Origin of the sequence: Scytonema millei VB511283, assembly GCF_000817735.3 — a bacterium.
Lineage (GTDB): Bacteria > Cyanobacteriota > Cyanobacteriia > Cyanobacteriales > Chroococcidiopsidaceae > Chroococcidiopsis > Chroococcidiopsis millei_B.
In genome coordinates this window covers 17856-39513 of the sequence record NZ_JTJC03000001.1, presented here as the reverse complement: position 1 = coordinate 39513, position 21658 = coordinate 17856, and the positions used below count along the sequence as shown (strand labels likewise).

General features: G+C 44.2%; 18 protein-coding genes. 5 read left to right on the top strand and 13 right to left on the bottom strand.

All coding sequences use genetic code 11. The features are described from left to right. Window positions 1-60 precede the first annotated feature (60 nt). Window positions 61-1707 carry a DUF6930 domain-containing protein gene (locus tag QH73_RS00170; protein WP_039714763.1) on the bottom strand — a complete coding sequence of 549 codons (1647 nt, stop codon included), beginning with the start codon at window positions 1705-1707 and terminating at the stop codon, window positions 61-63. Window positions 1708-1760: 53 nt separating this feature from the next. Between QH73_RS00170 and QH73_RS00165 the strand changes: the two genes are divergently transcribed. The 3 genes from QH73_RS00165 (at window position 1761) to QH73_RS00155 (ending at window position 2855) form a co-directional block, all read left to right on the top strand. Beyond that, window positions 1761-1961, top strand: a complete 201-nt coding sequence (locus QH73_RS00165) for a hypothetical protein (RefSeq protein ID WP_165587588.1) — start codon at window positions 1761-1763, stop codon at window positions 1959-1961. Between the two features lie 26 nt (window positions 1962-1987). Beyond that, window positions 1988-2344 carry a HesB/IscA family protein gene (locus QH73_RS00160; RefSeq protein ID WP_015152130.1) on the top strand — a complete coding sequence of 119 codons (357 nt, stop codon included), beginning with the start codon at window positions 1988-1990 and terminating at the stop codon, window positions 2342-2344. A gap of 82 nt (window positions 2345-2426) precedes the next feature. Continuing rightward, complete coding sequence (locus QH73_RS00155; protein ID WP_039714762.1) at window positions 2427-2855, top strand: hypothetical protein; 429 nt, start codon at window positions 2427-2429, stop codon at window positions 2853-2855. Between the two features lie 183 nt (window positions 2856-3038). On the opposite strand, the gene cheB is transcribed toward QH73_RS00155, so the two are convergent. The 3 genes from cheB to QH73_RS00140 form a co-directional block, all read right to left on the bottom strand. Continuing rightward, entirely contained in the window at window positions 3039-4112 is a 1074-nt protein-coding gene (cheB, locus tag QH73_RS00150; RefSeq protein WP_039714761.1) for a chemotaxis-specific protein-glutamate methyltransferase CheB, read from the bottom strand. A gap of 51 nt (window positions 4113-4163) precedes the next feature. Beyond that, window positions 4164-5225: an IS4 family transposase gene (locus tag QH73_RS00145; protein WP_039711121.1), complete on the bottom strand. Its 1062-nt coding sequence runs from the start codon at window positions 5223-5225 to the stop codon at window positions 4164-4166. Window positions 5226-5466: 241 nt separating this feature from the next. After that, entirely contained in the window at window positions 5467-5895 is a 429-nt protein-coding gene (locus tag QH73_RS00140; RefSeq protein WP_039714760.1) for a response regulator, read from the bottom strand. Here QH73_RS00140 and QH73_RS28545 point away from each other — a divergent pair. Next, window positions 5894-6016, top strand: a complete 123-nt coding sequence (locus tag QH73_RS28545) for a hypothetical protein (protein WP_286194026.1) — start codon at window positions 5894-5896, stop codon at window positions 6014-6016. The genes QH73_RS00140 and QH73_RS28545 overlap by 2 nt on opposite strands. A gap of 115 nt (window positions 6017-6131) precedes the next feature. Here QH73_RS28545 and QH73_RS27950 read toward each other — a convergent pair whose 3' ends face one another. From QH73_RS27950 to QH73_RS00105, 7 genes are all read right to left on the bottom strand, one after another. Continuing rightward, a complete protein-coding gene (locus tag QH73_RS27950) occupies window positions 6132-7925 on the bottom strand; it encodes a methyl-accepting chemotaxis protein (protein ID WP_039714759.1) in 1794 nt (597 codons plus the stop codon). 62 nt (window positions 7926-7987) lie between these two features. Next, window positions 7988-9340 carry a methyl-accepting chemotaxis protein gene (locus QH73_RS00130; RefSeq protein WP_039714758.1) on the bottom strand — a complete coding sequence of 451 codons (1353 nt, stop codon included), beginning with the start codon at window positions 9338-9340 and terminating at the stop codon, window positions 7988-7990. A 167-nt stretch (window positions 9341-9507) separates the two neighbouring features. After that, window positions 9508-12006 carry a hybrid sensor histidine kinase/response regulator gene (locus QH73_RS00125; protein ID WP_039714757.1) on the bottom strand — a complete coding sequence of 833 codons (2499 nt, stop codon included), beginning with the start codon at window positions 12004-12006 and terminating at the stop codon, window positions 9508-9510. A 6-nt stretch (window positions 12007-12012) separates the two neighbouring features. Beyond that, window positions 12013-13095 (bottom strand): chemotaxis protein CheW, encoded by a 1083-nt coding sequence (locus tag QH73_RS00120; protein WP_039714756.1) that lies wholly within the window; start codon window positions 13093-13095, stop codon window positions 12013-12015. Window positions 13096-13213: 118 nt separating this feature from the next. After that, a complete protein-coding gene (locus QH73_RS00115) occupies window positions 13214-14374 on the bottom strand; it encodes a response regulator (protein WP_039714755.1) in 1161 nt (386 codons plus the stop codon). A gap of 386 nt (window positions 14375-14760) precedes the next feature. Next, entirely contained in the window at window positions 14761-15531 is a 771-nt protein-coding gene (locus tag QH73_RS00110; protein ID WP_039714754.1) for a sulfite exporter TauE/SafE family protein, read from the bottom strand. A 65-nt stretch (window positions 15532-15596) separates the two neighbouring features. Continuing rightward, window positions 15597-17150 (bottom strand): CheR family methyltransferase, encoded by a 1554-nt coding sequence (locus QH73_RS00105; RefSeq protein WP_039714753.1) that lies wholly within the window; start codon window positions 17148-17150, stop codon window positions 15597-15599. Window positions 17151-17316: 166 nt separating this feature from the next. On the opposite strand from QH73_RS00105, the gene QH73_RS00100 reads away from it, so the two are divergent. Further along, window positions 17317-17805 carry a WbuC family cupin fold metalloprotein gene (locus tag QH73_RS00100; RefSeq protein WP_039714752.1) on the top strand — a complete coding sequence of 163 codons (489 nt, stop codon included), beginning with the start codon at window positions 17317-17319 and terminating at the stop codon, window positions 17803-17805. A gap of 20 nt (window positions 17806-17825) precedes the next feature. Here QH73_RS00100 and QH73_RS00095 read toward each other — a convergent pair whose 3' ends face one another. Beyond that, entirely contained in the window at window positions 17826-20249 is a 2424-nt protein-coding gene (locus QH73_RS00095) for a caspase family protein (RefSeq protein WP_039714751.1), read from the bottom strand. 164 nt (window positions 20250-20413) lie between these two features. Further along, a complete protein-coding gene (gene sat, locus QH73_RS00090) occupies window positions 20414-21598 on the bottom strand; it encodes a sulfate adenylyltransferase (protein ID WP_039714750.1) in 1185 nt (394 codons plus the stop codon). Window positions 21599-21658 lie beyond the last annotated feature (60 nt).

The window sequence follows — 21658 nt, the reverse complement described above, 5'->3', positions numbered from 1 at the left end:
GATGACAAGAGTTGAGTCTAGCTACTAGCCACTAGCCACTAACCACTAACCAATGACTACTTATTCAAGCTGTGGCATTAACTGAAGCATTCCGATGCCTAAGTCTTTAGATGAAAGCGATCGCGCTTCAAATAGTGCCATCATATCTTTCATTTGGGGTTGTCCCCGCGAAGCGCCCATTAGTCCTCTGGCGACGATTAAGCCGCAATAGCCTTTGGTATGCTTGCAGCGATCGTTCCACTTCTTTCTCGCGACGACGTGAACTGGATCGTCTTCTAAAAATTCGCCAAATAGAAATAACTCTCCATTATTAGTTTGCAGCACGCCTAAATCGTAGCGATCGCCACCAAACGGATCTGCTCCGGGATTAAAACCGATACCTCTAAGTCCTCCCGCACTCAAGATAACCTCGATCGCTTCTTTGGCTTTAGGACGGGAAGTTTGAATCAAAATCACTGGCAACCCATCTCCTGCTTCTGTAGGCTTGCCGACTTGCTGATGGGTGACTTTCTGGCGCAATTGCTGCACCATTTCCCAAGACACAACCCCCAAACTGAGAAAAGAATCTTCTGGGATTAGGTCGTCCCGTAAAGACTGAAATAGAGGCATGTCGTCCAAATCTTCTGCTTCTATTGCCTCAGTTGCAACTGCATCTGCCATTTCCTCTAACTCTGTAGCCAAATTCGGCAAGGTGGAGACAGTCACGCTGAGGGGGTGGGATTTTTTCTCCGACTGGGATGAGGGTAGTGTAATGCGATAGTTGCGGCTAATCTCAGGAAAAGTTTTCCCGCCTAGTTGTCGGCGCTCGTTTCGCAAAAAGCGATTTAAAGCTTCCAAAGCAACAAAGACAGCACTAGCCTCCTCCTCATAGAGGACAGAGCGCAGTCCTTCTAGAGGATGGATATTACCAAAAGATGGCTCAATCTCCGACAGGGGTAAGTCTGCTAGATCGACAAATTCTCCACCACCATCCATCTCTTCCGAGCGCTCGAAAGTAAGAAATAAGCAGTCTTGTTTGAGAAAAGCTTCTTCTAGCTGTTCTGTGGCATCTTCTTCAATCAAAACTTTCGCCCGAAATCTTTGCAAGGATTCAGCAGAGCGATAGAGCAAAATGCCATATTCCATCCCCAACATTCCCATCACGGAAATATATAGGGTTTCGATATCAAAATGGTTGAGCTTGACGGCGATAATTTGGTGTTCTTCTAATAACTCCCAAGGAGCAGCTTGCCAAATCTCAAATGCTTTCTTTTTGAGTGCGGTGGCATATTGAGGTGGCAATTCGGGGGGATGAGCTTCCCCAAATTCTTCAAAGCCGCGATACAATTCATCAATTAGCGGTAGATCGGGAACGTAATCGATCGCGATGTCTAATTCTTGTAACACGCCGCGCAAATAAAACTGAATTTCGCGATCGCGCACGACAATTTTTTGAGGACGAGCGGGTTTGGCGGGACTGTTGGGATGCTCCATTGCTCGTAACAGCGTGCGCACGACAACTTCGGGTCCACTGTCGGTAGCCACGACATCCATTGCCCGCACGACTCCTTGAGAGCCATCTACCCACAAAATACACTCGCTCCCTGCTTCTGTGTCTCCTCTTGGGCTTGGCGCTGATAACGTGCGGCGATCGCCCTCCCAGACACAAGGAATTTGATTCAATTTCTGCAAACGCCGTCGCGTGGAGCTATTTAACGAAGTTGTCATAGACCAACCAAGCCAATCAGGGAGACAGTGCAAACTTTCGATCTTACTTAGGTGTGGGAGTTGTCGTTAAGCAATTGGCAGCTTTGCCTCAGCCAACAGGAGTTGTATTTTCCCCGATCCCGTTTCATCCAATTAGACCTATCAATTCTAGGATAGAAATCTTTGTGGCGCTTTGGTCAGGATCGTTGACAATTTCTCAAACCGCACCTCTGTTGCCGTTACAATGGACGAAAAAGCTGCATATTGCATTCTAAAACCATACCAGGAGTTGTAACAGTCTATGACATCAGCAACCCAGTCTCAACAGCGAGGCATTCAGTTAACCCAAGCAGCTCTGCAACATATTTCATTTCTGCGCGATCGCCAAGGGCAAGACCTCTGCTTGCGGGTGGGAGTGCGTCAGGGTGGCTGCTCTGGAATGTCCTACATGATGGATTTTGAAGATATTAGTAAAGTTAGAGCCGATGATGAAGTCTACGATTACGAGGGCTTCAAGATCGTGTGCGATCGCAAAAGCATCTTATACCTTTATGGCTTACAGCTAGATTACAGTAATGCCATGATCGGTGGCGGCTTCCAATTCACGAACCCCAACGCCAATCAAACTTGTGGCTGCGGGAAATCGTTTGGGGTTTAATAGGTAGAGTTGACAGTTGACAGTTAACGGTTGACTGTCAGCCGTTAACCGTTAACTATTTACCTACTTTCTTTCATTAACAATGACCGATACTGTCTCATCTTTATTTGAATCAGCACTCGAACGCTACAAGGCTGGCGAAGAACCAGAGAAGTTAATTCCAGTTTTTCAAGACATTTGCGATCGCGCTCCCAAAAGCAGCGCTGCTTGGACTTGTTTGGCGTGGTTGTATTTATTAAGCGATAAATCAAATGCTGCCCTCAAAGCGGCGCAAAAGGCAGTTAAGTTACATCCCCAAGATGCCCAGTCCAGAGTTAACCTTGCCGTAGCCATGCTGGAAACCGGACAAAAAGGCGTGCGCGAACATGTCGATCGCGCTATGCAGTTCATTATGATTGATTCCGACATGCGGGATGAAGTCAAGCAAAACATTGCTGATGGCATGAGCCGCAAACCAGATTGGCAAAGCATGGAACGAGTTAGAAAGTGGTTGTTTGAAGCTTCTGAATGATGGTTATTTGTTGTTTAGGTGACGGTTGATGGTTGACGGTAAACGCGCTCGCTACACTACCCCTTCGGGGAAGCAAGCTACGTGAAGACGGTTGACGGTAAACGCGCTGTGCTACACTCCGTGATGACGGTTGTTGTTGGTCAGAAATTCCTCTGATAACTGACAACTGACAACTGATAACTGTTACCTAACAAAAACCCGACTCAGCACGAAGGGAGCTATGCTTTGAATCGGTAAGATGTGTTGCACGGCTCCTAGAGCGATCGCTTCTTTTGGCATTCCAAACACGATGCTAGTTGCCTCGTCTTGAGCAATTGTCATTCCTCCGGCTTGGGCGATCGCTTGCATTCCCGTAGCACCATCTCTACCCATTCCTGTTAGTAGCACGCCTATGATTCCCTTACCGTAAAACTGGGCAGCAGATTTAAACATGACTGTAACTGAGGGGCAGTGACCGTCTACGACGCCAGTTGCTCGGTTAAGAGTAAATTTGCCTAGAGAACTAAATTCTAAATGACACTTTTCTGGCGCAAAATAAATCGTTCCCGGTGATGGAATTTCCCCATCTTGAGCAATCTTAACTTTGACTTGACACTCAGTTGCCAGCCAACTCACCAATCCATGCAAAAATCCTTCGCTAATATGCTGAGTACAAATAACGGGCGCTGGGAAGTGACTTGGTAGATGGCTAAAAAGCTTCTGTAATGCTTGGGGACCACCTGTAGAAGCACCGACAGCCACCATCCGAATTGAGGATAACCCGCTGTGAGATCCTGAAATTCTACCTTGAACTAAGGGTTGAGCTGCGGTTGAGAGTACGGGCTGCTTTAATGGTTTCGTGAAGACGCTGACACCAGAAAGTACTTTAATTTTGGTAATTAATTCTTGCTTGATGCGATCGTACTCTGAAGGTGTTCCCATTGCAGGTTTGGGAAAGACATCGATCGCTCCAGCTTGTAGCAATTGAAAAATCGTATTGGTGTCGCTCTCCTGTACCGAACTGCTGATAACTAGAATTGGTAAAGGGTGTTTTGCCATCACCTGTTTGGTAAACTCCAGACCATCCATTTTTCTCATGTGTAGGTCTGTACAAATGACGTTAGGTTGCAGCTCGGGAATTTTTTCCAAAGCTTCTTGACCGTTGCTAGCCGTGCCAACGACTTCTATTTCTGATGTCGTAGCTAAGAGCTTTTTCAGAATTGCCAAGACAACAGGTGAATCTTCAACTAATAAAACTTTTACTGGAAATTTTGGCATTAATCGGATCTCGAATCAACCGTACAAAAGTGCAAATAGCATAGAGACGTTCTAAGTACAGGACAAAAATTGTAAAACATTGAGAAATTCAGCGTTTTTTTGCTCCAAGTTTAGGACAATTGCCCGCAAGTGGTCGAAGCCGTAGCGAAACAGGCTCTTAGCTTTACGTCCGTGCTTTTTGATTTTGAGCGGTTTGATTTGATGCAACCACTGCCCTGTAAGGAATGCCCAGCATAAGGCTAGTGTCAATAGAGCTAGGAGTTTGCTCAAGCGTTCTGAATCAGTGAAATGGGTTGATTCTAGACAAAAGCCCCGCGTTTTGAATGTGCCAAATAGGGTTTCAATGCCCCACCGCGCTGCGTAATCAGCGATCGCGGTTGCGGCTGAATTGGGAGTGACTACGACCAATAGCTCGTTATCCTCCAGCCGTAGGGCAGCCACGTACAACCAATAGCCCCACAAGCGACGGCGTTTGGGCAGTACCTGAGTCTGTTGGAGTTTGAGGTGTGCAAAGACAACGCTTGCCTTCAAGCTTTGTCGTCCATTGCTCAAGCAATCACTGGCGCGAATACGAATCCGAAAGGGAAGGGTAGGATGTTTGAGCAGATAGCCAAACCACTCATGTCCGAGAAACTCCCGGTCAGCAGTGAGATAGGCGATTTCACGGTCTGGAAACAGAGCAGTTACTTCCTCCATCAGCTCAATGCGCTCGTTGGTGTTGGAGTTCCCTTTCTTGTCGAGCATCCACCATAGCACGGGAAATGCCATCCCTTGATGAACGATGCCCAAAGTCAGAATGTTGAATGTGGTTTGTCCAAACTGCCACTGAGTCCGATCCAAGCTTAACACCCAAGGTTCAGGGATGCTCATTATTCCCACAATCACTTTAGCTATCTCATAGTAGTTGAGTTCAAAGTTGCGGAAGAAGCGTTGGAGCCGTTTGTAATTTGAGTCGGTTTGCGCTTGTCCCACAAATCCTGTAGCTAATTCAGCCAAATTGACAGTTTTAACGCGAAACAAAGCTATGAGGAACATGGCTAGAAAGCTTAAGCGGGCTCCATGCCATGCCAAATGGGGCTGTAAAGTTTGCCGTAGTAGCGTAACCTGATCCATAGGGTTTCATCGAGAAAATTCGCAATTTCCATGAAACCCTTTTCTTCTCTAGTTTTCAAGGTTTTGTCCTGTACTAAGAGAGACGTTACATCTAATAGCGTTTTTCAATTGGGTAAAACACACGATCTGTAAGGGCGCTTTCTCTGTGCGTTCCTACAAATGTCACACACGCAATCGAGAATTGCCATAACGTCTCTACACCGACGACGCAGATATTCGGTTGGCGCACTTCCTGTGACGATTATGTGAGCGGTTTTGCACTAACTTGCTTGCTTGCCAAAACTCTAATTTTAGTAATTAATTGGCGCTTTAGTTCCTCCTGATCTGCGGTGGAAACTGATGCAGGTTTTGGCATTACATCGATGGCTCCAGCTTGCAAAACTTGGAACACATTATCAATGTCTTGCTTTTGAACGGCATCACTCAAAACTAAAATTGGTAATGGAGTCTTCGCCATCACTTGTTTGATGAATTCCAAACCATCCATTTTGGGCATTTTTAAGTCAGTGCAAATGACTTGAGGTTGTACTCTAGGAATTAAATTTAAAGCTTCTGCACCATCTTGAGCTGTACCTACAACCTGCACTTCTGGTGCAGAATCAAGTACTTTACGGAAAATGCTCATAGCAACGGGAGAGTCATCGACTAATAAAACTTTAATTGGTGTCATGGCAGTTATCAGTTATCAGTTATCAGTTGTCAGTTATCAGGGAGTTGGGAGTCGGGAGCCGGTAGGGGCGGGTTTGGAAACCTGCCGTACGGGAGTTGGGAGTCGGGAAGAAAAGAGTTGAGGAAGAAGAGAACTGGGGGAGCTGAGGGAGAAAAACTACTTTTGTCTTCTGTTTTCTGTCTCCTATCTTCTCGGTTTTGACTTTTGACTTTTAACTTTTGACTTTTGACTTATTTCTATACAATTGCTTGTAATTGTTGGGCGACTTGATTGAGTTGTTGCGTTGACACGCGAACTTGGTTGATGCCAGCTGCCGTATCTTTTGCACCGAGGTTGATTTCGTTCATTGCCGAGACGACTTGCTGCACGGAAACCGCTTGCTGCTTGGCGCTGAGAGAAATTTGTTGGCTGTTGAGGAAGACGTGGTTAACGGCATCTGCGACTCCAGTGAAGGATTCTACGGTTCCTTGGGCTAAGCGCAGTCCATAATCGACTGATTTTGTGCCTTCGTCCGTTGCCATTACGGTGCTGTTAATTGAAGCTTGAATATCGTTAACTAATGCATTGATCTTCTCGGCAGATTTCTTACTTTGGTCGGCAAGTTTGCGAATTTCACCTGCAACTACACCAAATCCCTTACCGTGTTCTCCTGCCCGTGCTGCTTCTACTGCTGCATTCAGGGCTAGCATATTGGTTTGGTTGGCAACATCTGCAACTAAATCGGAAATACTACCGATTTGAGTCGTTTGTTCTGATAATCGCATAATTTGCTCGGCGATCGCCCCCACTTTATCGCGGACGGTAGACATTTCTGCCATCGTTTGATGTACGGCTTTGCTACCGTTATCGGCAAGTTCTAGGGCTTGACGCGCCCCAGCAGCAGAAGCTTCGGCTTGTTCGGCAGATTGGCGAGAAGCTGCGCCCAACTCTTCTACAGTGACGGTGGTTTGGTTGACAGAACTAGCTTGTTCGGTAGTGGTGCGTTCTTGTTGCTCGACGGTTGCTCCAATTTCAGTAGAAGAGGAAGCAACGGCATTGGCAATTTGTTGAATCATCTTAGCTGTACGGCTAGCAAACAAAACTGCCAACCCACCAGCAACTAGTAAGGTGATTCCAGTTCCCAGCAATAGGTTGGTGATGAGTTGCTGCTGCCCAGCAAATACGGATTTTGTATCTTCTGCTAAGATTACGCTCCAGTTGAGTTCTGGCATTCCTTCCGTGTTCGGTACTGGCGCGTAGGAGACTAATTGTTCTGATTTGTCAAGGCGATCGATATCGATCGCTGTTGCCATTTTTTTCTCGGCGTGCATTTTGACAAAGCTAGCAAAGTCTTCTTTGGCATCGCGACCGACTTGTTCTGCTTCCCGTGCGGCAAAGAACTTCTCATCAGAACTGATGAGATGATATTCTTTACTACTCGATCCGACTTGTTGAGTCTGTTGCGATGCATTGAATATTTTTTCATTTAAAATGCTGTCTAAGCTTTTTACGGGCATACGGGCGCGAACTACGCCTATCATTTTGCCTGTATTGGCATTAATTATCGGAGCAGCCAAGTGAACGGTAACTTCACCATTTGAGCTTTTTCGAGGTTGGATAATCGCTATCTGTTTAGTTCTTATCACCTCCTTGAAATAATCACGATCTGCTAGATTTGTCGATGTTTCTCCAGTCGTGCGTAAAATTACTTTTCCCGACAAATCCATGACAGCGATACTGTCGTAAACGCCATAAATTCTCATAAATCCATCTAGCACATTTTGTCTTTGCTGCTGAGTAATTTCTTTTGTGCCTTCGGGATTATTTAAAATTGGCAACCTAGAGATGACTCGAATATCACCAGCGCGCTCGAACATAAAACGCCCAACCTTATCTGCTAAAGAAAAGGCGAGAGATTCTTGCGATTGAATTGCATTTTGGCGATAGTTGTTACTCGCAGAAATATAGTTACTAACTCCGATCGCCATGGCTGGCAGCGTGCCAAGGGCGATAGAAAAAGCAATTGCTTTAGCTGTTAATGAAAGTTTCATGAGAGCTATTCCTTTTATTCTGTGAAATTTTTGTTGAGGTTTTGAATTGTGTAGATTATCTTTTACACCATTGCCAATAAGTTTTTAGCCGCCATTTCTAGTTGTTGAGTACCAACTTTAATTTGGCTAATCCCACCCGCTGATTCTTGAGCTGATAAGGCGAGTTGATTCATAGTATCCATAACTTGTTGAGTCGCTAGTGCTTGTTGCTGGGCGTTGAGCGAAATTTGTTGATGATTTAAAAAGATACTGTCAATTGAATTCGCCACACCTTGAAACGAGGTTGCCGTTCCTTGAGTCATTTCCATACCCGCACCAACTGTTTTTGTGCCTCTTTCAGTAGCGATCGCAGTTGCATTAATTGCTGCTTGAATATCTGCAACAAGAGTATTAATTTGCTCTGCCGATTGTTTGCTTTGGTCGGCTAATTTACGAATTTCTTCAGCTACGACAGCAAATCCTTTACCGTGTTCTCCTGCCCTGGCTGCTTCCACTGCTGCATTCAGCGCTAGCATATTGGTCTGACTGGCTATGCCCGATACTAGAGTGGAAATTCCACCAATCTCATTTGTTTGTCCCCTCAAATTGAGTATTTGGGTGGCGATCGCACCTACACTTTCCTCAAGCAATTTCATTTGTTCTAAAATGTTACTGACAGCTTTAGTACCTCCCTCAGCGAGTGACAACGCTTGCCTAGCTCCTGTAGCAGAAGCTTCTACTTGCTCTGCCGATTGCTGAGAAGAAGCACCTAGCTCGTCCATCGTGCTGCTAACTTGATTCACAGAAACAGCCTGTTGAACTGTTATTTGTTCCTGTTCTGAAATCGCCGCAGCAATTTGAGTTGAGGTATTGGCAATCGTTCCGACAGATTTTTGCAAACTCAAGGCAATATTACGGTTGATCCACAGAATAATGCCCAAAATTAATAGGTTCATACCAAATAAAACTAGCTGCAACATCCGTAATCTTTCGACTTTGGCTTGAGCGATGACTTCAGCAGTCGATACAGTTTTATCTGCCAATTCAAAATAATCTTCACTTTGGCTCAACAGGTCGGTGCGATATTGTGAATTTTTCCTAACTTGAGCGATAGTAGCTTTCAGAGTTATCCAAGCCTTTTCAATCTCTTTCATTTTGGCAATAAACTCTGGTTCGGTTGCCGCAGGTAAGTCAAGCGTGCGATCGCCTCGCCTCAATCCATTAACAATTGTGTCTAGTTTGGCACTTAATTTATCGCTTTTTTTGCCAGCCAGTTCTAATTTAACTAATCTCTGAGTCCCACCTCTGACAATCCCCGCATAATTCACAATTCGACTATCAGATGTAGCAGTATTGAGATAAACAAAAACTACGTTACTTGCAGCAAAAATCAATAGTCCGATGCCAGTTGCTTGTAATTGTCTTGTAATTTTCACAGTGGTTCCTCATTTCTATAATTTCTTAGCGATCGCCACAAATTCGTTTCAGTGTTTAACTGTTGTCCCGACAAATTCATCGAGATATTTATACTACGACAAATATTTTAGTGAACTCACCTTTACTAACACATAACTTTTGACATTTGACTTTTAACTTTTGACTTTTAAATCAATCTATTCAACGTATCGAGTAGGATTTTTTGATCGAACGTACCTTTAGTGAGGTAAGCATTTGCTCCTGCTTCTGCACCTCGACGTTTATCTTCATCAGAAGCAAGAGTTGTGACGAGAATAATTGGTAACTCTTGATATTCTTTGTGTTGGCGAATTTTTGCCGCTAGCCCCAAACCATCTAAATTCGGCATTTGCACGTCTGAGATGACAGCATCAAAACTGCCTGTCCTCAGCTTGTTGAATCCATCAGCCCCGTCTACAGCAGCAGTCACGTCATAGCCAGCACTCTCTAACAGGCGCTTGACTTGAGTGCGGATGATAATTGAGTCTTCGACTAATAGCAGCTTTTGCTTAGTTTGTGCCTGTTGGCTCGATTCACTGGCGTGTAGGGCTACAGGCTTCTTCTGTACGGATTTGAGTAAATCTTGAGGATTGAGAACCATGCAAACTTCACCCGTACCCAAGATAGTTGCACCAGTTACGTTCCGAATGCGCTTGAGTAACTTACTTTGCGGCTTTAGAACGATATCTTGCCGATCGAGTAAAGCGTCTACTAGCAACCCAAGGCGATCGCTACCGACTTGCACTATGACACAAGGCAGCATTTTAGCAGCAGATTTGAGACTAGGAGCGATCGCGGGCAACTCTAGTAAATCGGCTAGCCAAGCCACGGAAACTGGTTGACCTTCAATCGCGATCGTTTGACTGCCTTCCAAAGCAAAGATCTCTTGCCGAGACACGAGCAAGTTTGTCTGCACGAACTCCACTGGCAGCGCGTAGGACATGCGATTAACTTCCACAATCAAAACTTGAGTGGTGGCTAAAGTCGTATCTAACTTGATCCGAAACTCACAGCCCATCCCAGGCAAAGATTCGATTTGGATCGTCCCCTTCATTCTTTCGACATTTGCCCGCACCACATCCAAACCCACCCCGCGACCAGAAATTTCTGTCACTGTCGTTCGAGTCGAGAAACCAGGGGCAAAAATTAGCGATTGAATTTGAGCCGTTGTCATGGCTTCCAATTCTTCTTCGCGGTGGAGTCCCCGTCGCACAGCAGTGCGTTTAATGCTATCGATGTTCAAACCGCGCCCATCATCTGTAACTTCAATCCCAATACTGCTAGCAGATTGATACCCTCGCAAGCGGATAGTTGCCGTGCGTGGTTTACCCAAGCTTTCTCGTTCTTGAGGTGTCTCAATACCGTGATCGATTGCATTGCGTAACAGGTGCAGCAATGGGTCTTTCATTTCCTCTAAAATTCGTTTGTCTGCCTTGGTATCTCCGCCTTCAATGACTAAATTGATTTCCTTGCCTTGCTGCTTGGCTAAATCTCTGACGAGACGGGGAAAAAGCGCAAACATATTCGATAGAGGTAAAAGGCGTAGAGTCTTGATCCCTGACTCTAATTCTCCAGTGACAATATCTAACCGAGCGGTGTCTTCGTAAGCCGTGCTTTTCAGATGGTTAATCAGAGAGCCGAGGCGTTCTAAACGTTGCTCCGACCGATGTTGGAAGTTCTGTAATTGCTTGATGTTGTTGGCGTGCAAGCCAAGCTCTATCTTGTCAAACACCGAGCGATTGACAAAAGCATCCCGACTCCACTCTTCCCAGAGGGTGAGAATTTCTTCAATTTCACCCATGCGTTGAGCGATCCGCAGTTTAGTCACCGTTAACTCACCTGCTTGAGTCATCAACGTATCGAGCTTTTGCGGTTCGACACGAATCGTATCGATTTGATAGTTACTAGTTTGGGCTGTCTCGCTGGCTTCGGCTGCTGGAGCTGGCTGCGGCTTGACTTTAGCTTCGGGTACGGGTGCAGGTGTAATTTCAGGTTGTTTAACTGGCAGTGATGGAGGTGTAGGGAGAATCTTCGGTAATACAGGAGGTTCGGGCAAGAACAAATCGTCGTTAAGTAGGTCAAATGATGCGGCGATCGCTTCAGATGGAGCAGTAACAGGCGTTTCGGAGAATAGATCGTCTTCTAACGCAGTGATGGGTGGTTCGGGAAATAGATCGTTCTCAAATAGTGGGATGTCTGCGGCGGCTACAGGTTCGGTGAATATGGGAGTGTCAGCAGGTAATAGTTCCTCGTCTTCACTCACAGGACTGGACTGTGCGCCCATCAATCGGGCGAGGACGTAAAAAAGATTGACGCTTGGAGCAACACCCGTAACCGCCTCATGGACGAACTGGCGCATGGCATCAAGTCCTTGATAAAGACGATCGCACAGTTCTGCGGTTAAGTTGTTCTCACCCCGCTTGACTCCGGCTAGTACCTCTTCAATTTGATGCGTCAGGGTTTCAACACCCTGTACACCCAGCATTCGAGAGTCTCCTTTGAGGGTGTGAATCTCTCGCAAAAAGTCTTCGAGTTGCTCGCGATCGCCTGGATGTTTTTCTAAGTGCATTAAGCACTCTTCCAACTTCTGCATCCGTTCGGCACAAGCTGTTTTATATATATCTCTCAGTTCTGGATCGTCTATCATAAAATGTTAAATTTCTTCGTCTACAACTAAGCTGCTCTTAGATAAAAGCTGAGGTAAGTCAAGTACGGTCAGCATTTTTTCTAAATATGGGGCATTACCTCTGAGGTATTCATCGTTAGCGGAATGCACTGCTACTGGTACTGGTGTCAAATCTGACGGACGTAGATACATCACATCAAAAACTTCATCTACAGGTATTCCGGCGATCGTATCGTTGAAGCGAATCACAATGGCTTTTGAGGTAGTCCGATCGAGATCGAGCGATAAGTTTAAAGCCTGACGAATATCTACTAAAGTGACAATTTCTCCGCGTAAATTCATGTTGCCAACAATATGATTTGGGCAGCACGGAATCTGAGTCATATGACGAATGTTGGTGAATTCTCGCACGATATCTAAATCTAGTCCAAAATATTCGCCGTTAAGACCAAATACTGCTAATGGTATAAGTCCAGTAAAATCAGAACTCTCAGCTTGCCGTCTCAAGTTCTCAGCCCGTTCCCGAAAAATTGCTTTTTCTTGTGGGGTGACTTGCGGATAATATAAATCGTAAAAACTATGTTTATGAATGCTTTCCTTCTCTTTTAACTGAGGGCGATCGCCATGAGTTTCTATCTCGTTGAATTCGCTATTTAGTGCTGGTAAAATATCTTCAACTGTAGAATAGCAGATCAGTTGCTCTGGATCTAGCAACAAGATCATATCTGCATCTAATTTGGCAATACTCTGAATAAATTGCGCTGTAGTTTCTTTAACTCGTCCGTATGAAATATTTGTTTCTATAACTTCAGAACTAATATTTTTTACTTCATAAACGGAATTAACAATAATCCCAATCCGTAAATCTTGCCATTGTAAAACGATAACGCTATCGTTGAGGTGACAATTCTGTATTTTGTATCCTAAACGCAGACCGAGATGCATTACGGGTACGAGTTGAGAACGTAAATTCAAAATGCCTGCAATATCGGTTGGTGCTTCAATGATAGGATTCAACTCGGGCAGCAGAAAAATTTCTTGTACGAGAGTTGCATCAATTCCATACTGCAAGTCATGCAAGCTGAAAATTAGATAAGGTTTAGTTTCCATTTGCGGTTGTCACTTGAATAATTAACGGAGTGATTAACTAATATTCGATCGTCATAATTTATGTTATTGAATATGAAATGAAAATAGCTCTCAAGCGAGTTGCAAAGAAATAAAAAATCTAGCTAGAGCTAGATAAATCAAATGCAACTGCATCTTTATTATTATTGGCACTAATTCCCAATCCGATATATCTCCCTACTACCTGGCGTAACTGTTCTGCATCAAACGGCTTGGTTAAATAGTCATTAGAACCAGCAAATTTACCTTTAACTTTATCAAAAAAACCGTCTCTTGCTGTCACCATAATAATTGGCAAGTCGCGGAACTGAGGAATACTACGCACAGTTCGACAAAGCTCTAAGCCATCTATCTCTGGCATAGAAACATCGAGTAGCAACAGGGAAATTTTTTCATGATAAATTATGTTCAGAGCATCTACAGCATTACTAGCCAATATGACTTGACAATAACCCGTCAGCGCTCTTTTAATCAGTTGTTGCATGACGGCACTATCATCTACAGCTAAAACTGTAGATAAAGAAATTTGAGTTGTAGTAGTGTTGTTATTTGCTATGTCTAACCAGCCTGCTTGTATCCAATTTATATAGGATTTTGCTATACTCAACGGATCTTTATTCAATCCTTCAGCGATATCCACTAGCGATCGCTGTCCGTTGACCCATTCTTGCAAATGCTTGCGCACATTTGGCTCTGTAACATTAGCTAAAGTATCAGATTTTAAACTCGGTACTGCATCCATTGACATAATAGTAGGTCTGAAGCTGTACCATTGTTCCTGACGTTGAGTAATATCTAGCATTAGCTTTGATAATTCAACGCCGCGACAAAAATTTAGCTGCTTATGACTATCAAATTGAAACTTACCGGGATAAGGTAAAATTTGTTCTACCGTTAATAATAACTGACTGTAAAGAACAGCCTCAATTTGTTCCCAGTTATATAGCTGCATTTGCACCAAACGCTCTAGTACATCGCGAAGTGATGCTTGCTCTGTAACTTGGCGCATTGCAAAAGCCACCGCAGAAGCCACCCATTCTCGACTTAGTTTTTGTTCTAACAATTTGACTAAGCTAGGAGCATCTGGAACTGTTTTACCACCATAGAGCGTGCGTCCGTCTTTCCAAATCAGCACGCGAGGTTTTGCAGGCTTTTCTGGATCGACTTGTGCATCTATATACAAAACACCACTTGCTTGTTTAGTTTGGATGTTTTCTAACAGATTAGATAGTTCCTGTGCTTGATACTGATTAGGCAACATAGTTTGCTTAGCCGTGAAAGTTATGTAGCAAGAGAAACAGCACAGCTCGCTCGAATTGTCATCTAAATATGAGGCGTTTTTTGCTATATTGCTGCGTTTTTAGTATGGCAAATAGTAAAAAGTAATTGTATCGGTAGCAATACCGAATTATAAAGATAAGATAAGGTTTTTCAGTGTTATTACAGTATTTTGATAGCTCGATATTTCACCAAAACTTAAAAAGTCTAGTGACTCAAAAATACTGTTAAACTCAGTATTTAACTCTAAATTGTAGATTTTATAACTTTTTATCAGTATATTTTGACACTCGTATTAAAAACGACTTCAAGTATCTATTGTTTTGTCTAGCAATTTAAGATAGCTAGCAACTGACTGACACCTAAATATTAAGCAGAATAAGATTGCCAAGCTTGCCAAAAAACGTAGATTGACAATACTCCTAAAAATAGACGAAACACAAAACTAACTGTCCGATCTGGTAGTTTGGGTAAAATGCGAGTACTAATTTGCGCTCCTAGCAAACCACCACAACCTAATAGTAATCCTGGTATAAATAGTACGTTACCTGTTACGGTATGCCCGACAGTTGCAGAAATAGCTGTAATCACAATTACACCTAAACTCGTTTGAATGGCAACTTTTATTTCTTCTTTTAGGAGTAACATTTGAAGCGGAACCATAATCACCCCTCCACCTACACCGAATAATCCAGCGAGAATACCTGCTGCACCTCCGGTGAAAAGTCGAGCGAGTAAAGGGTTAAATTGTGTCTCTGCCGAAGTCTGTTTATTAGTGAGGTGCTGGCGCAAGTTAACTAAATAAATGTTGACGAGCAATAAAACACCAAAAGCCAGTAGAAGGATGTACGGTAGAATGCGACTAGCTGTATACACGCCAATTTGTGAGGTTACAACCGCAGGAAATCCTAGCAAGCTCACCTGCTTCCAGTTAAAGTAACCCATGCGCCAGTTTTGGATGCTACCAGAAATAGAAGTGACTAAAATTGCCAAGCTACTCGTAGCAACAGCCTGTACGGGTGCATAACCTAGAGAAACTAGCAAGGGAACGAGAACAGTACCACCACCAATACCTAGCAATCCAGCAAGAATACCAGAAAATAAGCCACCAGTAGCTAAAATTAGCCAATTTCCTCTCATTATCTGTTTCTCCTACTTTCTAAAAGCGATCGCCTTTATGCTCGTCTTTGCGGTTGTAGGTTGTATTATATTGCTAAAGTCTGTTTAATTTTAGTAATTAATTCACTTGCTAAGACCTGCTCGTAAGGTTCGATCGCACTTGTAGGAGATAGTTTTTTCAGAAGTTCTAAGGCTGTAGCTAGCATTTTATTTGCTCGCTGGCGATCGCCTGCTTTTTCATAAAGCGAACCTAATTCTAGATAGGCTGCTATAGATTCAGGAGCAAGATAAATAATTTTTTTCAATAATGTTTTGGCTTTTTCTAAATCTCCTTGCTCTTCAGCGATTCGTGCTAACAGATAATAAGGTTTTTCAGATAAATTATCGAGTTTTATAGCTTGCTGACAGTAGTGAGTTGCGCGTTCATAGTCACCGAGGTTTGCCCAAGATTGAGCGATTAAATAATAAGCTTTAAAAGACTTAGGATGTTGCTGAATCAGTGTTTGAGCTGCTTGGATTGCTCTACTATATTCTCCTGATTGAAAGAGAGTTTCTACTATTGCGAGGTCGGAGATAGATTGGGAGACGATCGTAGGTAAGGCAACGGGCGATCGTTCTGATATTGGCTTCAGTTTTAGAGAGTTATGTTTAAGATGATTGAGCTGGAAGTTTGTTAATTGATGAGGTATGGATTTGGGAATAGATTTGGGAATATCTACTTGATTATGCGAGTTTTGAATTATAGCATTATTGAATGAGTTTTTTGTTTCGTTTGATGTATTCTGCCGTTGATAGACTATAGATTCTGTAAAAGCTTTAAGCTTAAATTTACTGAGATTTTGCCCTGAAAGTTCTGTATGACCGACAATTAAATATCCATAGGGTCTGAGAGTTTGATAAAACTTCTCGATTACGGTAGCGATCGCATCAAAACTAAAATAAATAAAGACATTACGGCAAATAATAATATCCATATCGTGGATATTGAGAGTTGAACTAGGAAAGGAGTCTTGTAACAAATTACTACACTGAAATTTCACCATACGGCGAATTCTCGGATCGAGTTCCCAACCAAGCTTGCGTTGCTGAAAATAGTGCTTCTGAAGCTGAGGATCTACTTGACGAAAAGACCAAGATTCGTAAATGCCTCGTCTTGCTTTTTCAATTGCTTCTGAATTTATGTCAGTTCCCAAAATCACAACTTCCCAGTCGCTGAGATCGGGAATGAGTTCTTTGACTAAAATTGCAATAGAATAAGGTTCTTGACCGCTGGAGCATCCTGCACTCCAAATTCTTAGACTTGGCTTTTGTGTTAAAGAATTAAGGCAAGCCTTTCTTTTACTCTCGATCAACTCAGGTAAAATTTGATGTTTGAGTAGCTTAAAATGTCCTTGGTCGCGAAAAAAATAAGTTTCGCCAACTGTTAATAAAATGAGTAGTTCTTGCCATTCTCTGTTGCTATTTGAGTCATCAGTCGATCCCAGTAATAGTTGATAGTACTTTTCTGGAGCATTCAGTTTCAAAACCTTCATCCGTGTCTCTAGTTTTTTACAAAGCTCTTGGCGATCTTGCGGGCGAACTTGCAAACCCGTACGTGCAGAAATTAGTTGGATAAAGTTTTGTACTGTTGTCTCATTCATTTCTAGGGAGCTGAGGGTAAGGGATAGAATAGCCGATCGCTGCTAATTGCTTACCTCCAGTATTCCCATCTGTAGAAGCTAATCTCACACGAACATTTGACTATGGGTAATGCATCTAGGTAAATTTCTAGAGAACGTGCAGTAAGGGCGATCGCAGGAGATTGAAATGCAGACTTTACCTATCAAGCGCTTGGATCGAGAGTTAATCGAGCGGATTGCTACTCAAGCGCGTCAAAGTCCGCGCTTGCGCCAGACTTATAGCTTTCACGATCGCTCGGAAAAAGTACAGCGCTTTGTCAATATTCTCCAGCCAGGTACATATGTTCGTCCGCACCGTCACTGTCGCGATGGTGGGATAAACGGGTTTGAGTTCTTTCTAGTTTGCCAAGGTGCGCTAGGAATGTTAGTTATGAACGATCGAGGTGAGATCGTCACGACAGAACTTGTTAGTGCTGGTGGTGCAGTGTGGGGACTCGAACTTCCTGAAGCAACCTACCATACAGCAGTTGCTCTAGCTCCAGATACGATAATTTTGGAACTGAAAGAAGGACCCTACAACTCCAGCACAGATAAAGAATTTTTAGAGCAATTTCCGGCTGAAGGCACGGATGCAGCTCAGCAGTTAGTAGCCACCTGGGAGACATATTTTGAGTAGAAACGCAATCGCGTTTCTACTCATACGACTTGGTAAACAAAGCTCAGACTTGCCCAGTCGTTGACATCAAGAGCGTAAGTGTCTGAAGAAGGGCTAACAGCGTCATTACTAGCGCTAGCAGTGATGCGTGGAGGGAGGACCGCACTGGCATCCTGTAAATCTTTCATGACAGCTTGAACCACTTCTAAGGGATTGGATAAAGCTCCAATGTCTTCTAGCTCGTCGAGATCCCGCTCGGTATTTGCCAAGACTGCTAAAGTTTGCGTAAAGCTGGCACTACTAAAAATCAGTTGATGCTCTGCCAACCCAGTTGGCTTGTGAATCGTCCAGGTAAAATTAGCTGTTGATTGCGGTACGGTCGCCGTCTCTCCTGGTGCAATCTCTATATCCTTAAGAATTGGCTTAGAATTAGACTCGTTATTATCATTATCGGTAGGTAATTGAGAAGAGTAAAGCGCGATCGCGCTTTTGCTGCTATCTAAGCCCAGTAAGAGTAAATGTACTGGGCGATCGCCGTTATTCTTGATTCGATATTGAATGCGGCTACCGATTGGTATAGCAGGAATGGTATCTGGGGGAGTCGGAAGTTGTTTTTTGAGTTTTCCGATAAGAGTCGGTGTCTCTTCTTGTGGCGATCGCAGGGTTTCCCGTTGCATTAACACTCTGTTTTCGGGATCGAGCATTTCCAAAGTTGCTTTGACGTTGAGGTGAGAAGAACCGTCGTTGGTTGTCAGCCGCCAAATTTTAGCAGCTAATAGAGTTTGTAGCTTAGGTGACAACCGTTGCACGGCAACTTTTACCGCTTCGCCGAATTCTCCAGCTGTATTGGGGATCGGTTGGCGATCGAGTGTAAATAAACCGTAGCGAGATGCAGGCGAACTAGCATTTGCGACAATTGGTGTTTCTGCCGATTTCGGCGGGGGAACTAAACCAAATACATAATCTGCTAATTGTTCGCTCGTCGTAGCAAGGGACACGAAAGGCATAGCAGCAAATGCACTGGTAGCATCTACCCGTTCGATGCGTTCTAGGCTCGGATCGAGAGCAACAATCAAGCGAATATGACGGGGTAAAACTCTGACGGCTTCTTGTACTAGCTGTCCGACTTGCGGAGAATCATTGCTAGAATTACCCACGACTTGAGCTTTTGCAATTAACCCATTGCGCGATCGCACTTGTAGTTGAAGGGGTGAGGAGCGAGGAGCGAGGAGTGAGGCGTTTTCTTTGTCTCCCTTGTCTCCCCCCTCTCCCTTGTCTCCCTTGTCCAAAGAAATCAAATTTAATTTAGAGCCAACGTCATAGTAGGCAAGGACTGTAGGTGGTAGTCCTGCCAGCCATAACTGAGCGCTCTTTTTGTCTTCTTCTACAGCCATGACAACACCATCAGCGCTGGTGCTGGGTTCTTGGCTGAGGTAGTCGGTGAGAGCGGACGGCGGATTTTTTTGACTGTTGACTTGTGGCTGCTGCTCGTTACCTACTAATTGCTCTACTGTGCCACTGACACGACTAAGACTGACTTGTACTGTTGTCGCTGGAGTCGCTTCCCAGAGGTGTTGAGTTAAGGCATAGGTAAACAGTCCAGCACTAAAACCATTCCAAGCTGTCTCAATCGCAGCTTGAGTAGGACTAGCTGCGGCGATCGCCACACCAGGAATATTGGCAGTCGGTGTAGGTTTAATTGAAGCATCTATGCTTCCGCAAGCAATCCGATTTAAAATACCTTGGCAAAGGAAGTCTTGTTGAAGCTGTTGTTGAAAGGTAAGTTCGGCTGCACTGACTTGTCCTGGTAGCGCTTGCGGAAAAGAGCGCACGCGCAGACTACCTGGAAGAATCTTCACAGGAGTGCTAAAACTCGTATCGAGAAAAGTTGCAATTTGTTTAGTCGGCAGCGATCGTAACAGCAGCCATAAAGTCTCATCTAGAAGATCTTCACCATCAGCACAAACTAAACTATTGATAGGGAATTGGTTGTTGGTTGTTGGTTGCTGGTTGACGGCTGACAGTTGACGGTTGTTGTTTGCTCCCTCAGCTCCCCCTGCTCCCTGCTCCCTGCTCTCTGCTCCCTCAAAAACGCGCCGCCCGTAGCCGCTAAAGTGAAAAACAACGGTATCCCCAGCTTTGGTTTGCTGGGTGAGATGTTCCAGAAAAGCAGCTTCAACTTGTTTTCGAGTGGCTTGTCGATCGGTAAGGGTAAGAATATCAGCTGGATTGAAACCAAATCGGTGAACGAGCAGTTCTCTTTGGAGTGCCACATCTGTGAGGCAACCGCCCAAAGACAAAGTAGCGGGATATTGGTTAATGCCTACCAAGAGAGCTAATTTCCGTCCCGTTGGCTGGGCGAGGGCATGGGCATAGCGATCGCCTATTCGCAGCCACCCAGCATCAACCACACCCAATGTTGCGATCGCTTGAGCTAATCGTCTCAGAAAATCTCGCCGCTTCATTTTAGCTATCAGCTACTACTGGTCTCACCAGCTACCAGCCTATCAATAAACTAGGGAGTCAGTTATCAGTTATCAGTAGAGAGTGGCTAGTGACTGGTGACTAGTGACTAGAATAAAAACTAGCGACCAGCCACTGGTTCCACCAACCACTCACATATGACCAATTAAATCTCGTATTGGGTAATATTCATGGCTTTAGCTAGTTCTGCTGCAACTTCCGGTCGGGAGAATTCTGGTGGTGGCAATTCACCCCGCCGCAACATCTCCCTGACTTTTGTTCCTGATAGGTGAATTCGTTCTTCGGGTCGAGAAGGACTGGTTTTGGTAGTTGCCATTTGCAGAGTCCGCTTGCAGTAGAAGGCGTGTTCAAATTTTAATGGCATAATTCCTAATTCTTTTGGCTCAAACTCGTCAAAAATATGTTGAGCGTCATATGTACCGTAGTAGTCTCCTACTCCAGCGTGATCGCGTCCGACTATAAAGTGGGTGCAGCCGTAGTTTTTGCGGATGAGAGCGTGGAAAATTGCTTCCCTTGGACCCGCATAGCGCATGGAAGCAGGATTGATTGCTAGAATGACTCTGCTTTCAGGAAAGTAGAGTTCCAGCATAATTTCATAGCAACGCATCCGCACTTCAGCAGAAATATCATCGCTTTTTGTTACCCCTACTAATGGGTGTAGGAATAAACCATCGACAATTTCGAGGGCGCACTTGATAATATATTCGTGCGCTCTATGGATGGGGTTACGTGTCTGAAAACCAACGACTGTGCGCCAACCGTTTTCTCTAAAAAGTTCGCGGGATTTGGCTGGATCGATTTGATAGTCGGGAAATAAAGGGTGTGGATCGCGGTGTAACAACCAAATGGAACCCGCTAGGTTAACTTCACCTTGGTTGTAAACAACGGCTACGCCAGGATGTGCTTCGTCATCGGTGCGGTAAACACTGGCTGCTTCACGGATTTTGTCATAACGATACTTTTGTGATAGTTCTAAAACCCCAATAAAGCGATCGCTTTTATCGTCTAGCCGGACTAAACTACCTTCTTTCAGTGGGGCTGCAACTTCTTCGCTGACAGAGAGAGTAATGGGAATTGACCAAGGTAGACCGTTACTCAGACGCATATTGTCAACGACTGACTGATAGTCTGCTTGTGCCATAAATCCAGTCAAGGGGCTGAATGCACCAATTGCAATCATTTGCAAATCGGAAACTGCCCGTTCGTCTAACTGAACTCTAGGCAGAAAATCAGCTTTGTCTAGGAATTCTAGACGCTGTGCGTGGTTGGCAATGCGGTTAATTAATTGTCCGCCGTGGGGAGCAATACCATCTATGCGATCGCTCGTCATATCTTTAAATTTTGTTTAGATCTTGGCTGCAAGCATTTATAGTACCAAGATTATGTGTCT